General features: G+C 59.1%; 15 protein-coding genes. 14 read left to right on the forward strand and 1 reads right to left on the reverse strand.

Annotation, left to right across the window (positions count from 1 at the left end; genetic code table 11):
* Position 1 precedes the first annotated feature (1 nt).
* The 13 genes from MRX98_RS22200 to MRX98_RS16595 all read left to right on the forward strand — a co-directional run bounded on the left by MRX98_RS22200 (position 2) and on the right by MRX98_RS16595 (position 12,986).
* Entirely contained in the window at positions 2 to 1,396 is a 1,395-nt protein-coding gene (locus MRX98_RS22200; RefSeq protein ID WP_246912539.1) for a sensor histidine kinase, read from the forward strand.
* Positions 1,397 to 1,554: 158 nt separating this feature from the next.
* Complete coding sequence (locus MRX98_RS16540; RefSeq protein ID WP_246912543.1) at positions 1,555 to 2,985, forward strand: DegQ family serine endoprotease; 1,431 nt, start codon at positions 1,555 to 1,557, stop codon at positions 2,983 to 2,985.
* Positions 2,986 to 3,445: 460 nt separating this feature from the next.
* Positions 3,446 to 7,045, forward strand: coding sequence for a DUF3683 domain-containing protein (locus tag MRX98_RS16545; protein WP_246912545.1), 3,600 nt, complete (start codon positions 3,446 to 3,448; stop codon positions 7,043 to 7,045).
* Between the two features lie 76 nt (positions 7,046 to 7,121).
* Positions 7,122 to 7,994, forward strand: a complete 873-nt coding sequence (locus tag MRX98_RS16550; protein WP_246912547.1) for a rhomboid family intramembrane serine protease — start codon at positions 7,122 to 7,124, stop codon at positions 7,992 to 7,994.
* Between the two features lie 95 nt (positions 7,995 to 8,089).
* Positions 8,090 to 8,590, forward strand: a complete 501-nt coding sequence (locus MRX98_RS16555; protein WP_246912548.1) for a hypothetical protein — start codon at positions 8,090 to 8,092, stop codon at positions 8,588 to 8,590.
* 147 nt (positions 8,591 to 8,737) lie between these two features.
* Positions 8,738 to 9,016: a type II toxin-antitoxin system Phd/YefM family antitoxin gene (locus MRX98_RS16560; protein WP_246912737.1), complete on the forward strand. Its 279-nt coding sequence runs from the start codon at positions 8,738 to 8,740 to the stop codon at positions 9,014 to 9,016.
* Positions 9,017 to 9,026: 10 nt separating this feature from the next.
* The gene (locus tag MRX98_RS16565; RefSeq protein WP_246912550.1) at positions 9,027 to 9,302 is read left to right on the forward strand and encodes a Txe/YoeB family addiction module toxin; all 276 of its coding nucleotides are present in this window, start codon (positions 9,027 to 9,029) and stop codon (positions 9,300 to 9,302) included.
* Positions 9,303 to 9,439: 137 nt separating this feature from the next.
* Complete coding sequence (locus tag MRX98_RS16570; RefSeq protein WP_246912552.1) at positions 9,440 to 9,844, forward strand: dihydrofolate reductase family protein; 405 nt, start codon at positions 9,440 to 9,442, stop codon at positions 9,842 to 9,844.
* Between the two features lie 205 nt (positions 9,845 to 10,049).
* Positions 10,050 to 10,289: a type II toxin-antitoxin system Phd/YefM family antitoxin gene (locus MRX98_RS16575; protein ID WP_246912554.1), complete on the forward strand. Its 240-nt coding sequence runs from the start codon at positions 10,050 to 10,052 to the stop codon at positions 10,287 to 10,289.
* A complete protein-coding gene (locus MRX98_RS16580) occupies positions 10,290 to 10,709 on the forward strand; it encodes a type II toxin-antitoxin system VapC family toxin (RefSeq protein ID WP_246912555.1) in 420 nt (139 codons plus the stop codon).
* A gap of 118 nt (positions 10,710 to 10,827) precedes the next feature.
* Complete coding sequence (locus MRX98_RS16585) at positions 10,828 to 11,580, forward strand: class I SAM-dependent methyltransferase (protein ID WP_246912557.1); 753 nt, start codon at positions 10,828 to 10,830, stop codon at positions 11,578 to 11,580.
* 132 nt (positions 11,581 to 11,712) lie between these two features.
* The gene (locus MRX98_RS16590) at positions 11,713 to 12,534 is read left to right on the forward strand and encodes a 4Fe-4S double cluster binding domain-containing protein (RefSeq protein ID WP_246912561.1); all 822 of its coding nucleotides are present in this window, start codon (positions 11,713 to 11,715) and stop codon (positions 12,532 to 12,534) included.
* Positions 12,531 to 12,986, forward strand: coding sequence for a VOC family protein (locus MRX98_RS16595; RefSeq protein ID WP_246912572.1), 456 nt, complete (start codon positions 12,531 to 12,533; stop codon positions 12,984 to 12,986). Before MRX98_RS16590 ends, MRX98_RS16595 begins: the two co-directional genes overlap by 4 nt.
* A gap of 90 nt (positions 12,987 to 13,076) precedes the next feature.
* Here MRX98_RS16595 and MRX98_RS16600 read toward each other — a convergent pair whose 3' ends face one another.
* Positions 13,077 to 13,403: a hypothetical protein gene (locus MRX98_RS16600; protein ID WP_246912574.1), complete on the reverse strand. Its 327-nt coding sequence runs from the start codon at positions 13,401 to 13,403 to the stop codon at positions 13,077 to 13,079.
* Between the two features lie 737 nt (positions 13,404 to 14,140).
* Between MRX98_RS16600 and MRX98_RS16605 the strand changes: the two genes are divergently transcribed.
* A complete protein-coding gene (locus tag MRX98_RS16605; RefSeq protein ID WP_246912577.1) occupies positions 14,141 to 15,280 on the forward strand; it encodes a (Fe-S)-binding protein in 1,140 nt (379 codons plus the stop codon).
* Positions 15,281 to 15,455: the final 175 nt, after the last annotated feature.

Here is a 15,455-nt window from a genome sequence, read left to right on the forward strand (position 1 = left end):
CGTGGGACGCACCCTGGCCTTCCGCCTGACCCTGTGGTACGCGGCCATCTTCGTTATGTCCGCCCTGGTGATTTTCGTGCTGTTTTATGTATTGATGGTCAAGGCGGTCAACCAGCGCACCGATGCCGATCTGCTCACCCACGCCAATCAACTGGCCCGCATCCACGCCCGGGAAGGCGACGCCATGCTGCAACGGGCCGCCACATTGCAGGCCCAGGCCGCCGGCGAGAAGCAGATGTTCTTCCGGCTGCTCTATCCCAGCGGTCTGGTCTTCTCCTCTTCCGATATGCGCCACTGGGGCCCGGTGGGCATTCGGCGCGACGCCGTGGACGCCCTTTTCCTGGGCCATCCCCACTGGTTCGCCACCCAAACGCCCGGCGAACAGTCCTTCCGCGTGCGCGTGCTGTACATGCGTCTGGGGGACAACATCATCCTGCAGTTGGGGGCCTCCCTGGAAGAAGACGACCGGCTGCTGCAAACCTTTGTGCGCATCTTTCTCTTCACCATGGGCGGCTTGCTGGTCCTGGGGGTGGGAACCGGATGGTTCATGGCCCGTCGCGCCTTGTCGGGGGTGGGCTCGGTGACCCGCACGGCGCGTCAGATCTCCGAAAGCGACCTGGACACCCGCGTGCCCGTGCAGCACCGCTACGCAGAGATCGACCAGTTGGCCGTGACTTTCAATCAGATGCTGGATCGCATCCGCCGCCTGGTGACCGGAATGCGCCAAATGAACGACAACATCGCCCACGATTTGCGCAGCCCCATCACCCGCATTCGCGGACTGGCGGAGGTGACCCTGACCCACGATCCCGACCTGGAGAGCTACGCCCGGATGGCCGCCAATACCATAGAGGAGTGTGACCGGTTGCTGGATATGATCAACACCATGCTGACCATCGCCCGCACCGAATCGGGCACCGCCCCGCCGGTCCTGGCGCCAGTGGATCTGGACCAGTTGGTCAAGGTGGCCTGCGACCTTTTTCAGGCCCTGGCCGAGGACAAGCAAATCGCCTTGGAATGCGCCGCCGGCACCCCTTGCCGGATCGACGGCGACGGCCCCATGCTTCAGAGAATGCTGGCCAACTTGATCGACAACGCTATTAAATACACGGACAGCGGCGGCACTGTGACCGTGGACCTGGCGCTGCACGGTCCCCACGGGGAGATCCGGCTGACGGTGACGGACACCGGTGAGGGAATCCCCTCCGAAGAGCAGCCGCGGGTGTTCGACCGTTTCTACCGCGGGGACCGCAGCCGTTGCCACGCCGGCGCCGGCCTGGGGCTGAGCCTGGCGCTCACAGTGGCCCAAGCCCATGGCGGCCGCATCACCCTGGAAAGCGAACCGGGCCGGGGCAGCACCTTCACCGTCCACCTGCCGCCGGCCGCCAATCCCTGACCGGGCTGCGCGTCGCCCGGCACCCCTCTTTACCTTGCCCACGACCCGCAAGATTACCAAATGGCAATATTGCCATCATGTTGTCGTCATCTTGGTGCGTTATTATGCGTGCAATCAAACACAACCTGCTGATTTCGCAGCCGACAGGAGGACCAGCGATGCGCAAGACACTTTATATCTGCCTGACCGTTCTATTGAGTTTCGCCTTGCTGTTACCGGCGGGCTACAGCGCCGCCCGCGACAGCGTCGAACCCGTGATCATGGTGCCGGCCAATTTCTCGGAGCTGGCTGAAATGGCCCGACCCGGCGTCGTCAACATTCGCACCGAACGCACCGTCAAGGACGGCGGCCGTGTTTTCCGCCACTTTTTCGGCGACCCCTTCGGCGGCAATCGGCGCCATCCCTTCGAAGATTTCTTCGGCCCCTTTTCCGATCAGCCCCAGCGGGATTACCGCCAGCGCAGCCTGGGTTCCGGCTTTCTGATCGACGCCGAGGGATACATCGTCACCAACAACCACGTGATCGAGGATGCCGACCAGATCAAAGTGCGCCTCTCCAACGGCGAAGAATATGAAGCGGAAGTGGTGGGGCGAGATCCCAACACCGACCTGGCGCTGATCAAAATCAAGGGCGCCAAGGAACTCATGCCTCTGGTGCTGGGCGACTCGGAAGAAATCAAGGTCGGCTCCTGGGTGGTGGCCATCGGCAGCCCCTTCGGGTTGGAGCAGACCGTCACCGCCGGCATCGTCAGCGCCAAAAAGCGGGTTATCGGTGCCGGTCCCTATGACGATTTCATCCAGACCGATGCCTCCATCAACCCCGGCAACAGCGGCGGGCCGCTGCTCGACCTGCAGGGACGGGTGGTGGGCATCAACACCGCCATCGTGGCCAGCGGGCAGGGCATCGGCTTCGCCATTCCCATCAACATGGCCAAAACCATCGTCAATCAACTCAAGGACAAGGGAGAGGTGACCCGCGGCTGGCTGGGCGTGGCCATTCAGGATGTGACCCCCGAGCTGGCGGAGTACTACGGCCTCGAACAACGCAAAGGGGTCCTGGTGACCCAGGTGTTCGAAGGCGACCCGGCCGACAAGGCGGGTGTGCGTCAGAACGACATCATCACCTCCATCAACGATCAGCCGGTGGCCACCGGGCGCGAGCTTTCGGCCATCATCGCCAACACCCCCGTCGGTGAAAAGACCAAGATCACCCTGGTGCGGGACGGTCGGCAGCGCACGCTGACCGCCGTCGTGGCCAAGCGGGAGGATCAGCAAGTGCGCGCCGCCGTGGAACAGCGAGAAAGCGACGCCCTCGGCCTGCAAGTGGCCGAACTCACCCCGGAACGGGCCCAGCAGTTCGGCCTGGACAAGGAAGAATCCGGTGTGCTGGTGATGGATGTGGAAAACGGCGGCCGGGCGGAAAATGCCGGTGTGCGCGCGGGCGACATCATCAAGGGCATCAACCGCCAGAAGGTGGAAGACCTCAAATCGTACCAGGCGATCATGAAAAAGGCAGACAAGAACGAGCCGCTGCTGATGCTGGTGCTGCGCCGCAATGAAGGGCTGCGGGTGGTACGCATCATGCCCTGAGGTTCTTAAATTCCCCCCCCACCCGCGCAGTTCCCCCCTGCGTGAGTGCCCCACCCGTGTGCAGGTCCCCCCCTGCACACGTAAAAGGCCGGCGGCCGCAAGGCCGCCGGCCGCCCCCCTTTAAAACAAACCCAGGGAAATCCTATCCAGTTTTGGCATGGGTGACGCGATTGGCACCCCTGTTCCCCCTGCAAACACATCTAAACGATAGAATTTATTAACTTAAAACTTAACACTTAAAACTTAAAACTGCGCGCCAGGGGGCATGCGCCGTGGGACAATGGCGACCTGATCAATATCCTTTCCACTTGATTTCTACGTGCGATTGCCCTGAAAACAACCCTGAATTCGGATGACAAAATCCGGATTTGGGTCTATATTGCCTCGACGCCCCGGTGCCGGTGGGGCGTTTCGGCTTTTGGCATGTCGTCGTTCACCCTCGTCCGTTGCGCAGGAACCGATGAGCAACCCCACGTCACGGGAAATCCCCTTCAACTACACATCCGCCGACGACCGGCGCGTGCTGGCGCTGCTGTTCGGCAACGAAGTGCTGGCGCCCCTGGAGCGGTTGGTCTTCAAGCGGCGCACCGGTCGCTCCTGGCGGTTGCTGATGCGCTTCGTGGGGGATCTGTTCATCCATCATCGCAATCCATTTCTCTATCAGGAGCTGGTCGACGACCGTGACCGGCGCCGCCGGTTTCTGACAACCGCCCGCCAGGAGCTGGCCCTGATCGCCGATCGCGGCCGACAGGAACCCGACCTGGCGCTGGTGTTGGACATGTGCCGGCGCAAGCTGGATGAACTGGCACGGGAGCTGGACGGCTGTGCCCGGCAGCGGGAGCGCATCCGCCGCCGGCTGGGCGCAATCGTCGGTACGGCCAATGTCTTCTGTGATCCCTTCTCCCTGTCGGTGCACGCCACCGACGCCACCGACTGGCGCCTGCATCTGCCCGTGGCCGTGGTGTGCCCGGATCAGGAAAGCCAGGTGCCGCGGCTGTTGCGGGCCATCGCCGCGCTGGGCCTCAAGGCCATCCCCCGGGGCGGCGGCACGGGGCTCACCGGCGGCGCGGTGCCCGTGGCGCCTGATTGTGTGATCATCAACACGGAAAAGCTCAACCGCATCGGCCCCATCACCGAGCAGCGCTATGGGCAGGCCGACGGCACGTCCTTGACACTATCCATTATCGCGTTGCAGGCCGGCGTGATCACCGAAGCCGCCATGCAGGCCGCCGCCGCGGGCGGGCTGGTGTTCGCCACCGATCCCACCTCCTCCTGGGCCTGCACCATCGGCGGCAACATCGCCGAAAACGCCGGCGGCAAGCGGGCCGTGCTGTGGGGCACGGCCATCGACAACCTGCTGGCCTTCAACATCGCCACGGCCGACGGCCGTTTGCTGTCGGTGCAGCGCGACAACCCCAACGGCCGGCGCATCGACCCCCGTGAAACCATCGCCTTCACCGTCAGCGATGCCGCCACCGGCGAGACCCTCAAGCAGATCCCCATCCACGGCTGGCAGTTGCGCAAACCCGGCCTGGGCAAGGACATCACCAACAAGACCTTGGAAGGGCTGCCCGGCGTGCAGAAGGAGGGCACCGACGGCATCATCACCTCGGCCCTGTTTTTGCTGCACCGCGCCTATCCCGAGCAGCGCACCGTCTGCCTGGAATTTTTCGGCGAAGACATGGAAGAGGCCGCCGAAGTGATCGACGGCATCTGCACCGCCTTTGCCGGGCGCGACCAGGAAGCGCTCAGCGCCCTGGAGCACTTCGACGAAGAGTATGTGCGGGCCATCCAGTACAAGGCCAAGGCCCCGCGCAGCGCGCGCCCCAAGGCGGTGCTGTTGATCGACATCGTGGGCCACAGCGCCGCGCAGGCGGACAACGGCGTGGCGCGGCTCGCGGCGCTGCTGCAAGACTATCCCAACACCTTCCTGGCCGTTGCCCGGGACGCGGCCGAGGCCGAACGCTACTGGCGCGACCGCAAGCGGTTGGGGGCCATCGCCGCGCGTACCAATGCCTTCAAGCTCAATGAGGACATCGTGCTGCCCATCCGGGCCTTGGCGGAGTTCGCCGCCTTCGTCGACCACCTCAACGTGGAAGAGGAGCGCGCCAACCAGGAGGAGGTGGTCTGGCAACTGCTCACCCACCTGGAAAAGGCCGTGCCCATCGAGGACCCCGAATGGCTTTCGGCCAAGCTGCCGCGGGCGCGCCAACTGCTGCAGGGCGCCCTGGAGCAGATCCAACTGGCCGGACGCAGCCACTTGGGCAACGAAACCCACCTGCATACCATCCAGACATCCTTGGCCGAACTGCTGCGCGGCTACCGCAAGGTGTTGGGCGAAATTCAACAGGACGCCGCCGAAATCCGCAGCCGCCGCATCGTGGTGGCCACCCACATGCACGCCGGCGACGGCAACGTACACGTCAACATTCCGGTCTTCTCCAACGACCGCGAAATGATGCGCCGGGCCGCCGAAACCGCCGACCTGATCATGGAAAAGGCCGTGGCCCTGGGCGGCGTGGTCAGCGGCGAGCACGGCATCGGCTTCACCAAGATCAAACACCTGGACGCCGAGATCATGGCCGCCTTCCGGGCCTATCAACAGAGCGCCGACCCCGACGACCTGATCAACCCAGGCAAGCTGACCGACCGCGGCGTGGCCGACCGGGTCTACACCCCCTCGTTCAACCTGCTGGAAATGGAGGCCCGCATCCTACGCCACGGCCGCCTGGAGCAGTTGGCCGAGAAGATATCCAAGTGCGTGCGCTGCGGCCGCTGCAAAACCCCCTGCTGCGTCTTCGACCCGGCCGGCAACCTGTTCTACCACCCGCGCAACAAGAACATGGCCCTGACCGGCATCATCGAAGCACTGCTCTACGAAGCCCAGCGGCACCGCATCGCCGACCTCAAACCCCTGCGCCGGCTGCCGGAGCTTGCCGACCACTGCACCCTGTGTCACAAATGTCAGGTCCCCTGTCCCGTGGACATCGACTCCGCCGAAGTGACCGTCCTGGAGCGGGAAGTGCTGGCCGCCCACGGTGCCAAAACCACCCCGCTGCCCACCCGGCTGGTGCTGAGCTACCTGGGTACCCGTTCGCCCCTGGTCAACAGCGCGGCGCGCCGGGTGCTGCTGCGCGGCGGTGGCGCCCTGCAGCGGGCCGGCACGCGGCTGGTGGGCAACCAGTGGCGGCGACACCCCCTGCTGGCGCCCCTGTACGCCCCCGTGCCCGCCATCGCCCGGCACCCGCTGAGCCATTACCACGCCCGGCGAACAGCGGCCGACGATGCCCTGCTGATCGCGCCGCCGACAACCCCGCTCGGCACCGTGTTCTACTTCCCCGGCTGCGGCTCGGAGCGCCTGCACAGCGACATCGCCCTTGCCGCCGTCCACCTGCTGACCCAGGCGGGTCTGCGCGTCGTACTGCCCCCCGCCCACATCTGCTGCGGCTACCCGGCCCGCGCCAACGCCCGCACCGACCAAACCGGCCGCCTGGAACTGCGCAACACCATCGTGTTCAACCAGATCCGCGCCATGCTCGGCCACCTGACCTTCGACGCCTGCGCCGTCACCTGCGGCACCTGCCGCGAAGCCCTGCAGCGCACCGGCGTAGCCGAAATTTTCAGCGCGCCCCTGGCCGATGCCGCCGAACTGGCCCTGGCCCGCAGATTAAAGGTCACCCTGAAGCGCGCCTGTCTCTACCACCCGCCGTGCCACGATTCCCTCGAAGGCCGCGGCGCCAAACTGCTGGGCGCCATCGCACCCCGGGGCGTCAACACCGTGGACCACTGTTGCTCCGAAGCCGGCACCCTGGCCCTCAGCCGACCGGACATCGCCGCCGCCATGCTGGCCCGCAAGCACGCCGCCCTGGCCCCCCTGCAGGCGCAACACCCCGAACACCACCTGCTGACCAACTGCCCGGCCTGCCTCAACGGCCTCGGCCGCCAACGCAATGCCCGGCCGCAACACCTGGCCGTGGCCCTGGCCCAAGCCGGCGGCGGTGACAATTGGCGCAACACCGTCATCGCACAGTTGGCAGAAGGGGAATTGATTCGCATATGAACCCCCCCCTGTCGTTCGTCACGGACGGCAGGGCGGACAACCGGCGCCGCCGGCTGCCCAACCAACGGGATACACGATGCTGCTGCCCATTCAGCAAAACCTCACCCGCGAGCAGGGCGACACCTACAGCCTGGTGCTGTCCGCCGTCGGCATCGCGCATCAAATCCACCAGGAAGAAGCGGGCCGGGCCATCTGGGTCGATGAAGCCGATGAAGCCGCCGCCCGCCTGCACATCGAAAAATACGAAGCCGAGAACCGCCAACCGCTGCCCGACGCCTCATCCGAAACCGCCCGCATCCAATTCGCGGACGGTGCCATCGTTGCCCTGCTCCTGTTGTTGCTCCACATGCTCGTCAGCCCGAACCAGCACCACTTCATCGAACGCTACGGCGCCTCCGCCGCTAAAATTCTATCCGGCGAAATCTACCGCACCGCCACCGCCCTGCTGCTGCACAGCGACGCCGTGCACCTCGTCGGCAACATGGCCGGCATCACCCTCTTCGGCGCCGTGGTCTGCAGCATCAACGGCTACGGCCTCGGATGGTTGTTGATCCTGTTCAGCGCCATGCTCGGCAATGGCCTCAACGCCCACCTGCACCAAGCCCTGCACATGTCCATCGGCGCCTCCACCGCCGTCTTCAGCGCCGTCGGCCTGCTGGCCGCCCACCAATTCTGGCGCAAAATCCAGCAGCCCGGCCAACGCGTCAAGGCCTGGCTGCCCATGGCCGGCGGCATCGCCCTGCTGGCCATGCTCGGCACCGGCGCCGGCCGGGTGGACGTCATGGCCCACCTCTTCGGCTTCGTCTGCGGCTTCGCCATCCAAATCCTCTACCAGACCCTCCTCTGGATCGAGTCGCGCACCGAGCTGCCGCCAAGCCAACAACCCACGTGCCTTTGGGCAGCGATTTTCATCATGGGCATCTCGATCCTCTGGCCGCTGCTGAGGTAGTCTCCCCCGGCAGTCAACGCCAGCCGCGCGGCAATTCAATCAGTTTGCCCCCATCGATAGCCCACTCCGCCCGCGGCAATGGAGATTCATTTCCATTGCAGACATACCGGCAACTGCTCACAGATCGCACACCTGTCAGTCCGTCCCCGGCGACCATCAGCGTCCCAATGCTGATTGAATTTCTCAAAACGAACGGTGCTATCGCTGAAGCTAACGCAGTGGGAAGAAAATATTTGGATGTATGCAACTCGTTGGTGATAGGTCACGAATTTGACAAGGCGGAAAGTGATCTTGTGCAATTATGTCCTTCACTGAGTTTAAAGCAGATAAGAAAGAATAGCTACGCAAGCTTGTTCTACGAAGAGGTGCGGTCAAGCTACGTTCACGAATATAGAGCTGGAAAAAACAGTGCGTCTTTACCAATGACCGGATCACACAGTGCAAAAATCAGTTATGTCAACATGCTCGGTGAAACGCGACGTATCCATTTTCATGTCATGTGGTTGTCGGAGATTGCACTGTGTGCTGCAAAGTTCGCCGATTCATGTCCCGCAATACCCCTGGCCCAGCCTTCGACGTGGTGGATTGAAGGATGAAAAGAGCACCTAACAAAGGTTTGCACGGGATCGCGGCAAAGAGCCGCCGCGCCCCATGAAACCTGTCGTTGGCAGTGTGGGATGCCATCTTGACATTTGGGCTCGAGATATGTACTGTATGTCTGTACATATTATCGGGAGGTTATGATGGTTATTCAAACTACTTATACTCAAGCACGGGCAAGCCTTGCATCGTTATTAGACCAAGTTACTAATAATCGGGAGGTAGTTATCATTCAGCGGCGCAGTGGTGAGGATGTCGCGATGATATCAGCTGACGAGTTAGCGGGCATACTCGAAACGGCACACCTGCTCCGATCACCCAATAATGCAAAACGGCTACTTTCAGCAATAGATAGGGTTCGGAAAAAATCGGGCACCCCACAAACGATTGCTAAGCTTCGAACCGAGGTTGGTTTTGAGTAGGCATTCAAAAATGTCAAAAACCAACACAAAACAGGAATCTGTGTTCCAGCCAGAATTTATTGAGGATTTAAGGTGCTGGGTGGAAGCGGACCGCAAGACCGCGCTTCGGATGTTCCAGCTTATTGAAGCGATTATGCGGGATCCTTTTCAAGGTATAGGCAAACCTGAACCTCTCAAATTTCTTGGATCAGGCGTTTGGTCTCGAAGGATCACCCAAGAACATCGACTTGTGTATGTTGTCGGGCACGAACGAATTGATTTCGTGCAAGCACGTTATCATTATTAATATCCCGGAAAGCGGCTGCCGACATCTCATTGGTGCGGATCCAAAGGGCGCGCCGCATAATTCCGCGGTTGGCCGTTGCGGGGTATGCGTCGACAACTGACAGTCTGTCGGTACGCCCAATTCGGAGTATGGTCGCCATGGGACTCTTGACCTTCAGTCTCAACGTCACCCTGAACGGTTGCGTCGATCACCGGGAGGGAATCGCCGACGACGAGACACACGCTTTCTTTACCCGCCTTTTGGACGAGGGAGGGGCGATGCTGTGGGGGCGCGTCACCTACGAAATGATGGAGAGCTACTGGCCGGCGGTCGCTCGCGGCGACGAGGAAGCACCGCCGGCAATGCGCGAGTGGGCGGTCAAGCTGGAGGCCAAGTCGAAGTACGTGGTGTCGTCGACGCGAACGGACTTCCCCTGGACCAACAGCCACCACATCGCCGGTGATTTGCGCACGAGTTTGCAGAAGCTTAAGGACGCAACCCCATCCGGCGTACTCCTTGGTAGCGGCAAGCTCGCGGCCGAGCTGGACCGGCTCTGGATCTGATCGACGAGTACAAGTTCCTCGTTCACCCCAGGATCGCCGGCCACGGTCCTACCCTGTACTATAATTTATGGATGTCCCTTCACGTCCCAGCTTGGTGTTCCGCACATTCAGTTGCTCTGATAAAAGAAAAATCACGACTTGACAGGTGGAATCCGTTGCAATAGACTGGTCTAAAACTAGTCTAAAACGTTTTGGGAGGTCTATCATGGAAACAATCGGTGCATATGAAGCCAAAACGCATTTGCCCAAATTGCTTGAGCGTGTCATCAAAGGCGAACGGATAACCATTACAAAACATGGTGTGCCGGTTGCTGTTCTGCAGCCACCGGTGTCTTTAAGAAAAACTGAACCAAGCATGGTTATCGCCGAATTACGAAAATTTCGTGATAAGCACACCCTTGAAGGGCTTTCCATTCGAGATATGATTGAAGAAGGAAGACGATAAATGGGCGATGATTTTGTTGTTGACAATTCAGTGGTCATGACGTGGTGCTTTTTGGATGAAGACAGTCAATACACGGATATAATATTAAATAAACTTGAAAGCGGCACCGCGTTCGTTCCATCCATTTGGCCCCTGGAAGTTACCAATGTGTTATTAGTGGCTGAACGAAAAAGACGAATTAGTGAGGCGGATACCACGCGGTTCATTGCCCTGCTTGGTGAACTTCCAATAATTGTCGATCAAGAGTCACCTGAAAGAATGATGAAAGACATTTTTGCATTAGCCCGTAAGCACGACCTTTCAAGCTACGATGCTTCCTATTTGGATCTTGCAATGAGAAAAGGGTTACCGATTGCCACGCTTGATAAGAATATATTGGCGGCTGCAAAAAGAAGTAAAGTTTCAATATTGAAGGGTTAATGACATGAATTGCCGATTGTTTCTTCTATCGGGTGGAAAGGCGGGAATATACGATTCACGATGCAGTAGCTTCAATAGCTTCATCGACCCTTCCTTCACAGCCATCAAGGGGGAATCCGTGGCGTCATCCTGGATTGCATACAACGAACTCGCGTGGACCGAAGACCTGCTGGCGGATCCTGCGGATTACGAAGCGGAGGTCGCGATCTATGTCGACCGGATCAAGCGCAATGCCACGCAAGGCGTGCGTACTTTGCTGCACATGGGGTGTGGGGCGGGCGGATACGACAGCTTTTTCAAGCGCCACTTTGCCGTGACGGGTGTGGATATCAGCCGGGGCATGCTGGATAAGGCACGGATCAGGCATCCGGAGATCCAATACATTGAAGGCGACATGCGAACGTTGCGGCTGGGTGTGGCCTACGATGCCGTGGTGATCCCCGACAGCATCGATTACATGACTTCGTTGCCGGAACTGCGCATGGCCATTGAAACCGCCGTTGCGCATCTGAAGCCGGACGGAATCCTGCTCGTGGTCGGCAAGATACGGGAAATATTCCAGGACAATAATTTTGCCTATGCCGGGGAGCGGGAAGGCCTGCATGTCACTTTGCTGGAAAACAACTACATCAACCGGTATCGCCCTGATACCTACGAAGCGACACTGGTTTACCTCATCCGCGTGAAGGGGGAGTTGACCGTTCACACGGAGTGCCATATGCTAGGTCTGTTTTCACAAGCAGCATGGGAGAAAACGTTCGCGCATGCGGGCCTGTCATTCCAACAGGAAGCGCTCGACGATACCTACGGAAAGTATGTTCTTGGCGATGGCGCCTATCCGTTGAAAACTTTCATCGGCAAGAAGTTATGATGGCAAATAGAGCATGGCCGTCGTAAAGTTCGGCACCGCTTCAGGGTTTCGAAATCGGTTCGCAGCGAGGGGGTGTGGCGGTTTGGAAATAGTGGCATCCAAATTCGTGTTCAACAAAGGAGCGTATAAGTAATGTCCATCGGAAAGCATATCATTGAGGCCGCCCTGGAAAACGGGGCGACGCTTGCCGGCATAGCAAGCATGGACGCCCTTAAAGTGTCGGCGTCGCACACGATATATCAAAAAATGGGCGATTATTCAGGCGTCGGTACTGTAAAAGAGGACGCTTTGCCAAAGGATCCTTTGTTCACCTGGCCGGATACCGTTCGATCCGTGCTCGTGATCGGTCTTTCGCATCCGCAAGATAAGCCGGAGCTTGATTGGTGGGACGGCAGAGGTACACCGGGCAACCGCATCCTGATGGATATCATCAAGCGAACCAGCCGGCTGATCGAGGACAGCCTGCAAGTGAAAACCCAAAAACTGCATTACTATGTTGAAAAAGGGGGTGTTTTTCTCAAGGATGCAGCGGTGCTTGCCGGGTTGGGGTGTATCGGCAGGAACAATATGCTGATAACGCCGTCGAACGGTCCCAGAATCAGACTCAGGGCGCTGTTTCTGGATGCCGAGATACCGCCGACCGGTCCAATCGCCTTTGATCCCTGTGCCGAATGTAAGGTGTATTGCAGAAAGGTATGTCCTGAAAAGGCCATGGGTCAAAAAGCCGCAATTTTCGATTCGATCGATTTTTCGGGTTCTTTGCCGGGACGGGATGGCACCTACAATAGAGATTTGTGCAATGTCAGAATGGAAAAGGATGTGGCCGACAGCTCACAAAGCAGCCACGCCGATCAAACTGTGATTAAATATTGTAGAAAGTGTGAGTTCGTTTGCCCGGTAGGGAAGGGCGGGAAGTCAATGGCCGGCGGCATTTGCAAGGAGAAACGATCATGAAAGCAGTCAATATATATCTCAATTTCGAGGGCAATACCGAAGAGGCCTTTAATTTCTATAAATCCATCTTCGGCGGCGAATTTATGGGCGGCGTCATGCGCTTTAGAGATTTTCCGCCGATGGCAGGCATGGAGGATATGCCGCCGTTAAAAGAGGATGAGAAGGATCTCGTCGGGCACGTTTCCCTGCCAATGACGGAACAAGCCACGTTGATGGGAACGGACATCACCTCAAACATGCCGGAGAAGCTGATCGTCGGCAACAATGTCCAGATCACGCTTGAGGCCGACAGTGTTACCGAAGCTGAAAGGCTTTTCGGCAAGCTATCCGAGGGCGGAAGGGTTGTGATGCCTCTGAATGAAATGTTCTGGGCGGAGAAGTACGGCGCGTGCATCGACAAATTCGGTATTCATTGGCAGATAAACTACACCGGCGATAAGGCAGCAGGTTAATAAGCGTACCTCTTGACGCAGCAGGAAACCATGTATCAAGGTGAGCGGGGACGGGTGCCGCCCCCCCGCTGGACCCTGCGTTGTTCATCGCTAATCCAGGGCCGAGGGAAAAGATTCACCGCTCACGCGATGGCCGAAATCAGTGTAAACTTTTTCAAGTACGTAGGCTTTAAGCGAATTCTCAGAGGCCCAACATCCCAATGCGACAACAGCTTCGGCCAGAACTTCAACATAATACGCTGTTCCTACATATCCATCTGTTGTCGAAAGCACTTCAAAATCATTTTCAGACCATCTGTCACACCAGTAGCGCGCGCGGCGCAGATCTGCCTGGTTTCCATAAGATAGGTAGTATTGCAGGTTATCGAAAATCATCCGGCGGTAAAGGCGTGGTTCCCATTCATATGGATACGACATCGTTCTGTACCGTTGTCGTCTTTCCCAGCCCATTTGCCCTATGGCTGGAACCGGTACATCCGATAAGGATCAGGTTGATCAACAAGATTGCGAGAGTAGTAGGGATCAGGGGTGATGGCACTCGTAACAGCATGGCAGCCTCTATCAAATGGCGGTAATTGTTGAACACAGATGCTTGATTGTCCCGACGATTTTGGGCCGTCGCGGAAACCGTTTGAGCAATTATCGGCCGTTCTTGAGGCTATCTTTAGGAGGATGAATGATCGGCGACGGAAATTCGAAGCCCCAACGAAGGGTGCGACAAGGTTCCATTAGCGCAGCCGGACAGATTTTCATTGCCAATAGGATGGCGGCGGCGGCAACCATTTTAAATCTCTTAAAAAAGCCAATACGGTCTTGGCAGGGTCATCGGGCAGGTGGTATATGAATTGCGTGATGCACAAATCCAAAGTTGGGGCTCATCCCATTGGAAATCGAAATCGCTATCGTCGCGCCACGATCGAAATCGAAGCGAAACGAGGCGCAAAACGGATCTGAATCGATTTCGATCCCGATCCCGATTTCGATACTGCTTATACCCGCTTCTTATCTCACTTGAGCTTCGTGCATAACCACAAAGTTTTATTGGTGTTCGGTCGGCCGTCGGCCGATGTGCTTCTTGAATAGGTTCCTTTTCCGTTGGAATCGTCGAATTCTAATCATGGCAAGGAAAACATATTAAGGATAGGAGTGGAACGATGGTGGCTAAGAGTTATATCGATGGATTTGTCCCGGAGGGTCGCGACGACCGCGGCTGCGTCAATTGCGGGGTGTGCCTCCAGCGCTGCCCGGTGATGAAAATGGGCAAGGCGGAGTCCAAACTGGAGATGGGGCGTCTGCTCGATGGCGAGCGGCCTCAACGGGTCCTCGACGAGTGCACCTTCTGTTACAGTTGCAACAGCTTCTGCCCACAGGGCTTGCGGCCCTACAACCTGATTATGGAGCGCATGACTGCAGAAAACCGCCAAAGCGGCCGGCCGCGGCCCAAGGCTTTGGATTACATGATGACCGGCAAGGGCGAATCGGGCTACTTTTTCGACCAATACAAGGCCGCCCCGTCCGAAGACCAGGCCATTCTGGACCGTTGGTCGGCCGTGCCGCCGCGTGCCAAGGAGGTGCTGTTCATCGGCTGTTTCGGTCGCACCATCCCCCAGCGTCTGGAACATTCCAAAACCCTGGCGACGCTGCCCAAGTTCGGGCCTCGCGAAGCCTGCTGCGGCGAAATTCCCCACCGGTTCGGCGATTACGACTATTTCAGCGAACTGGTGGGGCGCACGCAGCGCACGCTCGAACGGCTCGAGTGTGAACGGCTGGTGTGCTATTGTGGGTCGTGCAGCAACTACCTGGGCAACGTCTGGCCCAAGGATCACGGTGTTCAACTGCCTTTCGCGGTGATCTCCCTGTATGAATGGTTGTGGGAAAAACTGTCGGCAGGTGAATTGGCCATGGCACGCCGGTTCGATAAAGAGATCGCCATTTCTGATTCCTGCTACGGTAGCGAGTTGGGCAGCGGGTTTTACACCGCGATCCGCGGCCTTTACCAGGCGGCGGGCATGAAGACCGTGGAGTTGGCCGATCATCATGAAAATGCGTTATGCTGCGGGTTTGCCTGCGGCATTCGCAACAATTACGACCAAAGCCTGGTCGGCATCCAGGGCCAAAAGAAGCTGGACGAGATCCTGGCCACCGGGATGCGCGCAGTCGGCGTCAACTGCCCCGGATGCTGGGCGGGGATCAGCGGTGCGGCCAAGGCGGCCAATCAGGAGCTCAAGGTGCGGTTCGCCATCAGCGATTTTCTGTGGGCATTCGGGGATGACCCGCCCGCCAAAGCCCAATAGGTGTTCTTTAATCGAGCAGGTGCGGCAGCCGGCAGCCGGCACCACCGGCGTGCGGTTCATCGTGGACAGCAGGGGGCCTCCAGGATGCAGGGATGCACGGGTGCGGGGTCTGCCGGTCGGCGGTTTGCAGGACACCGTGACACCGTCCCCGCACTTGACGCCGTCGCAAAAACAT

It is taken from the genome of Desulfatitalea alkaliphila (assembly GCF_022968795.1).
Lineage (GTDB): Bacteria > Desulfobacterota > Desulfobacteria > Desulfobacterales > Desulfosarcinaceae > Desulfatitalea > Desulfatitalea alkaliphila.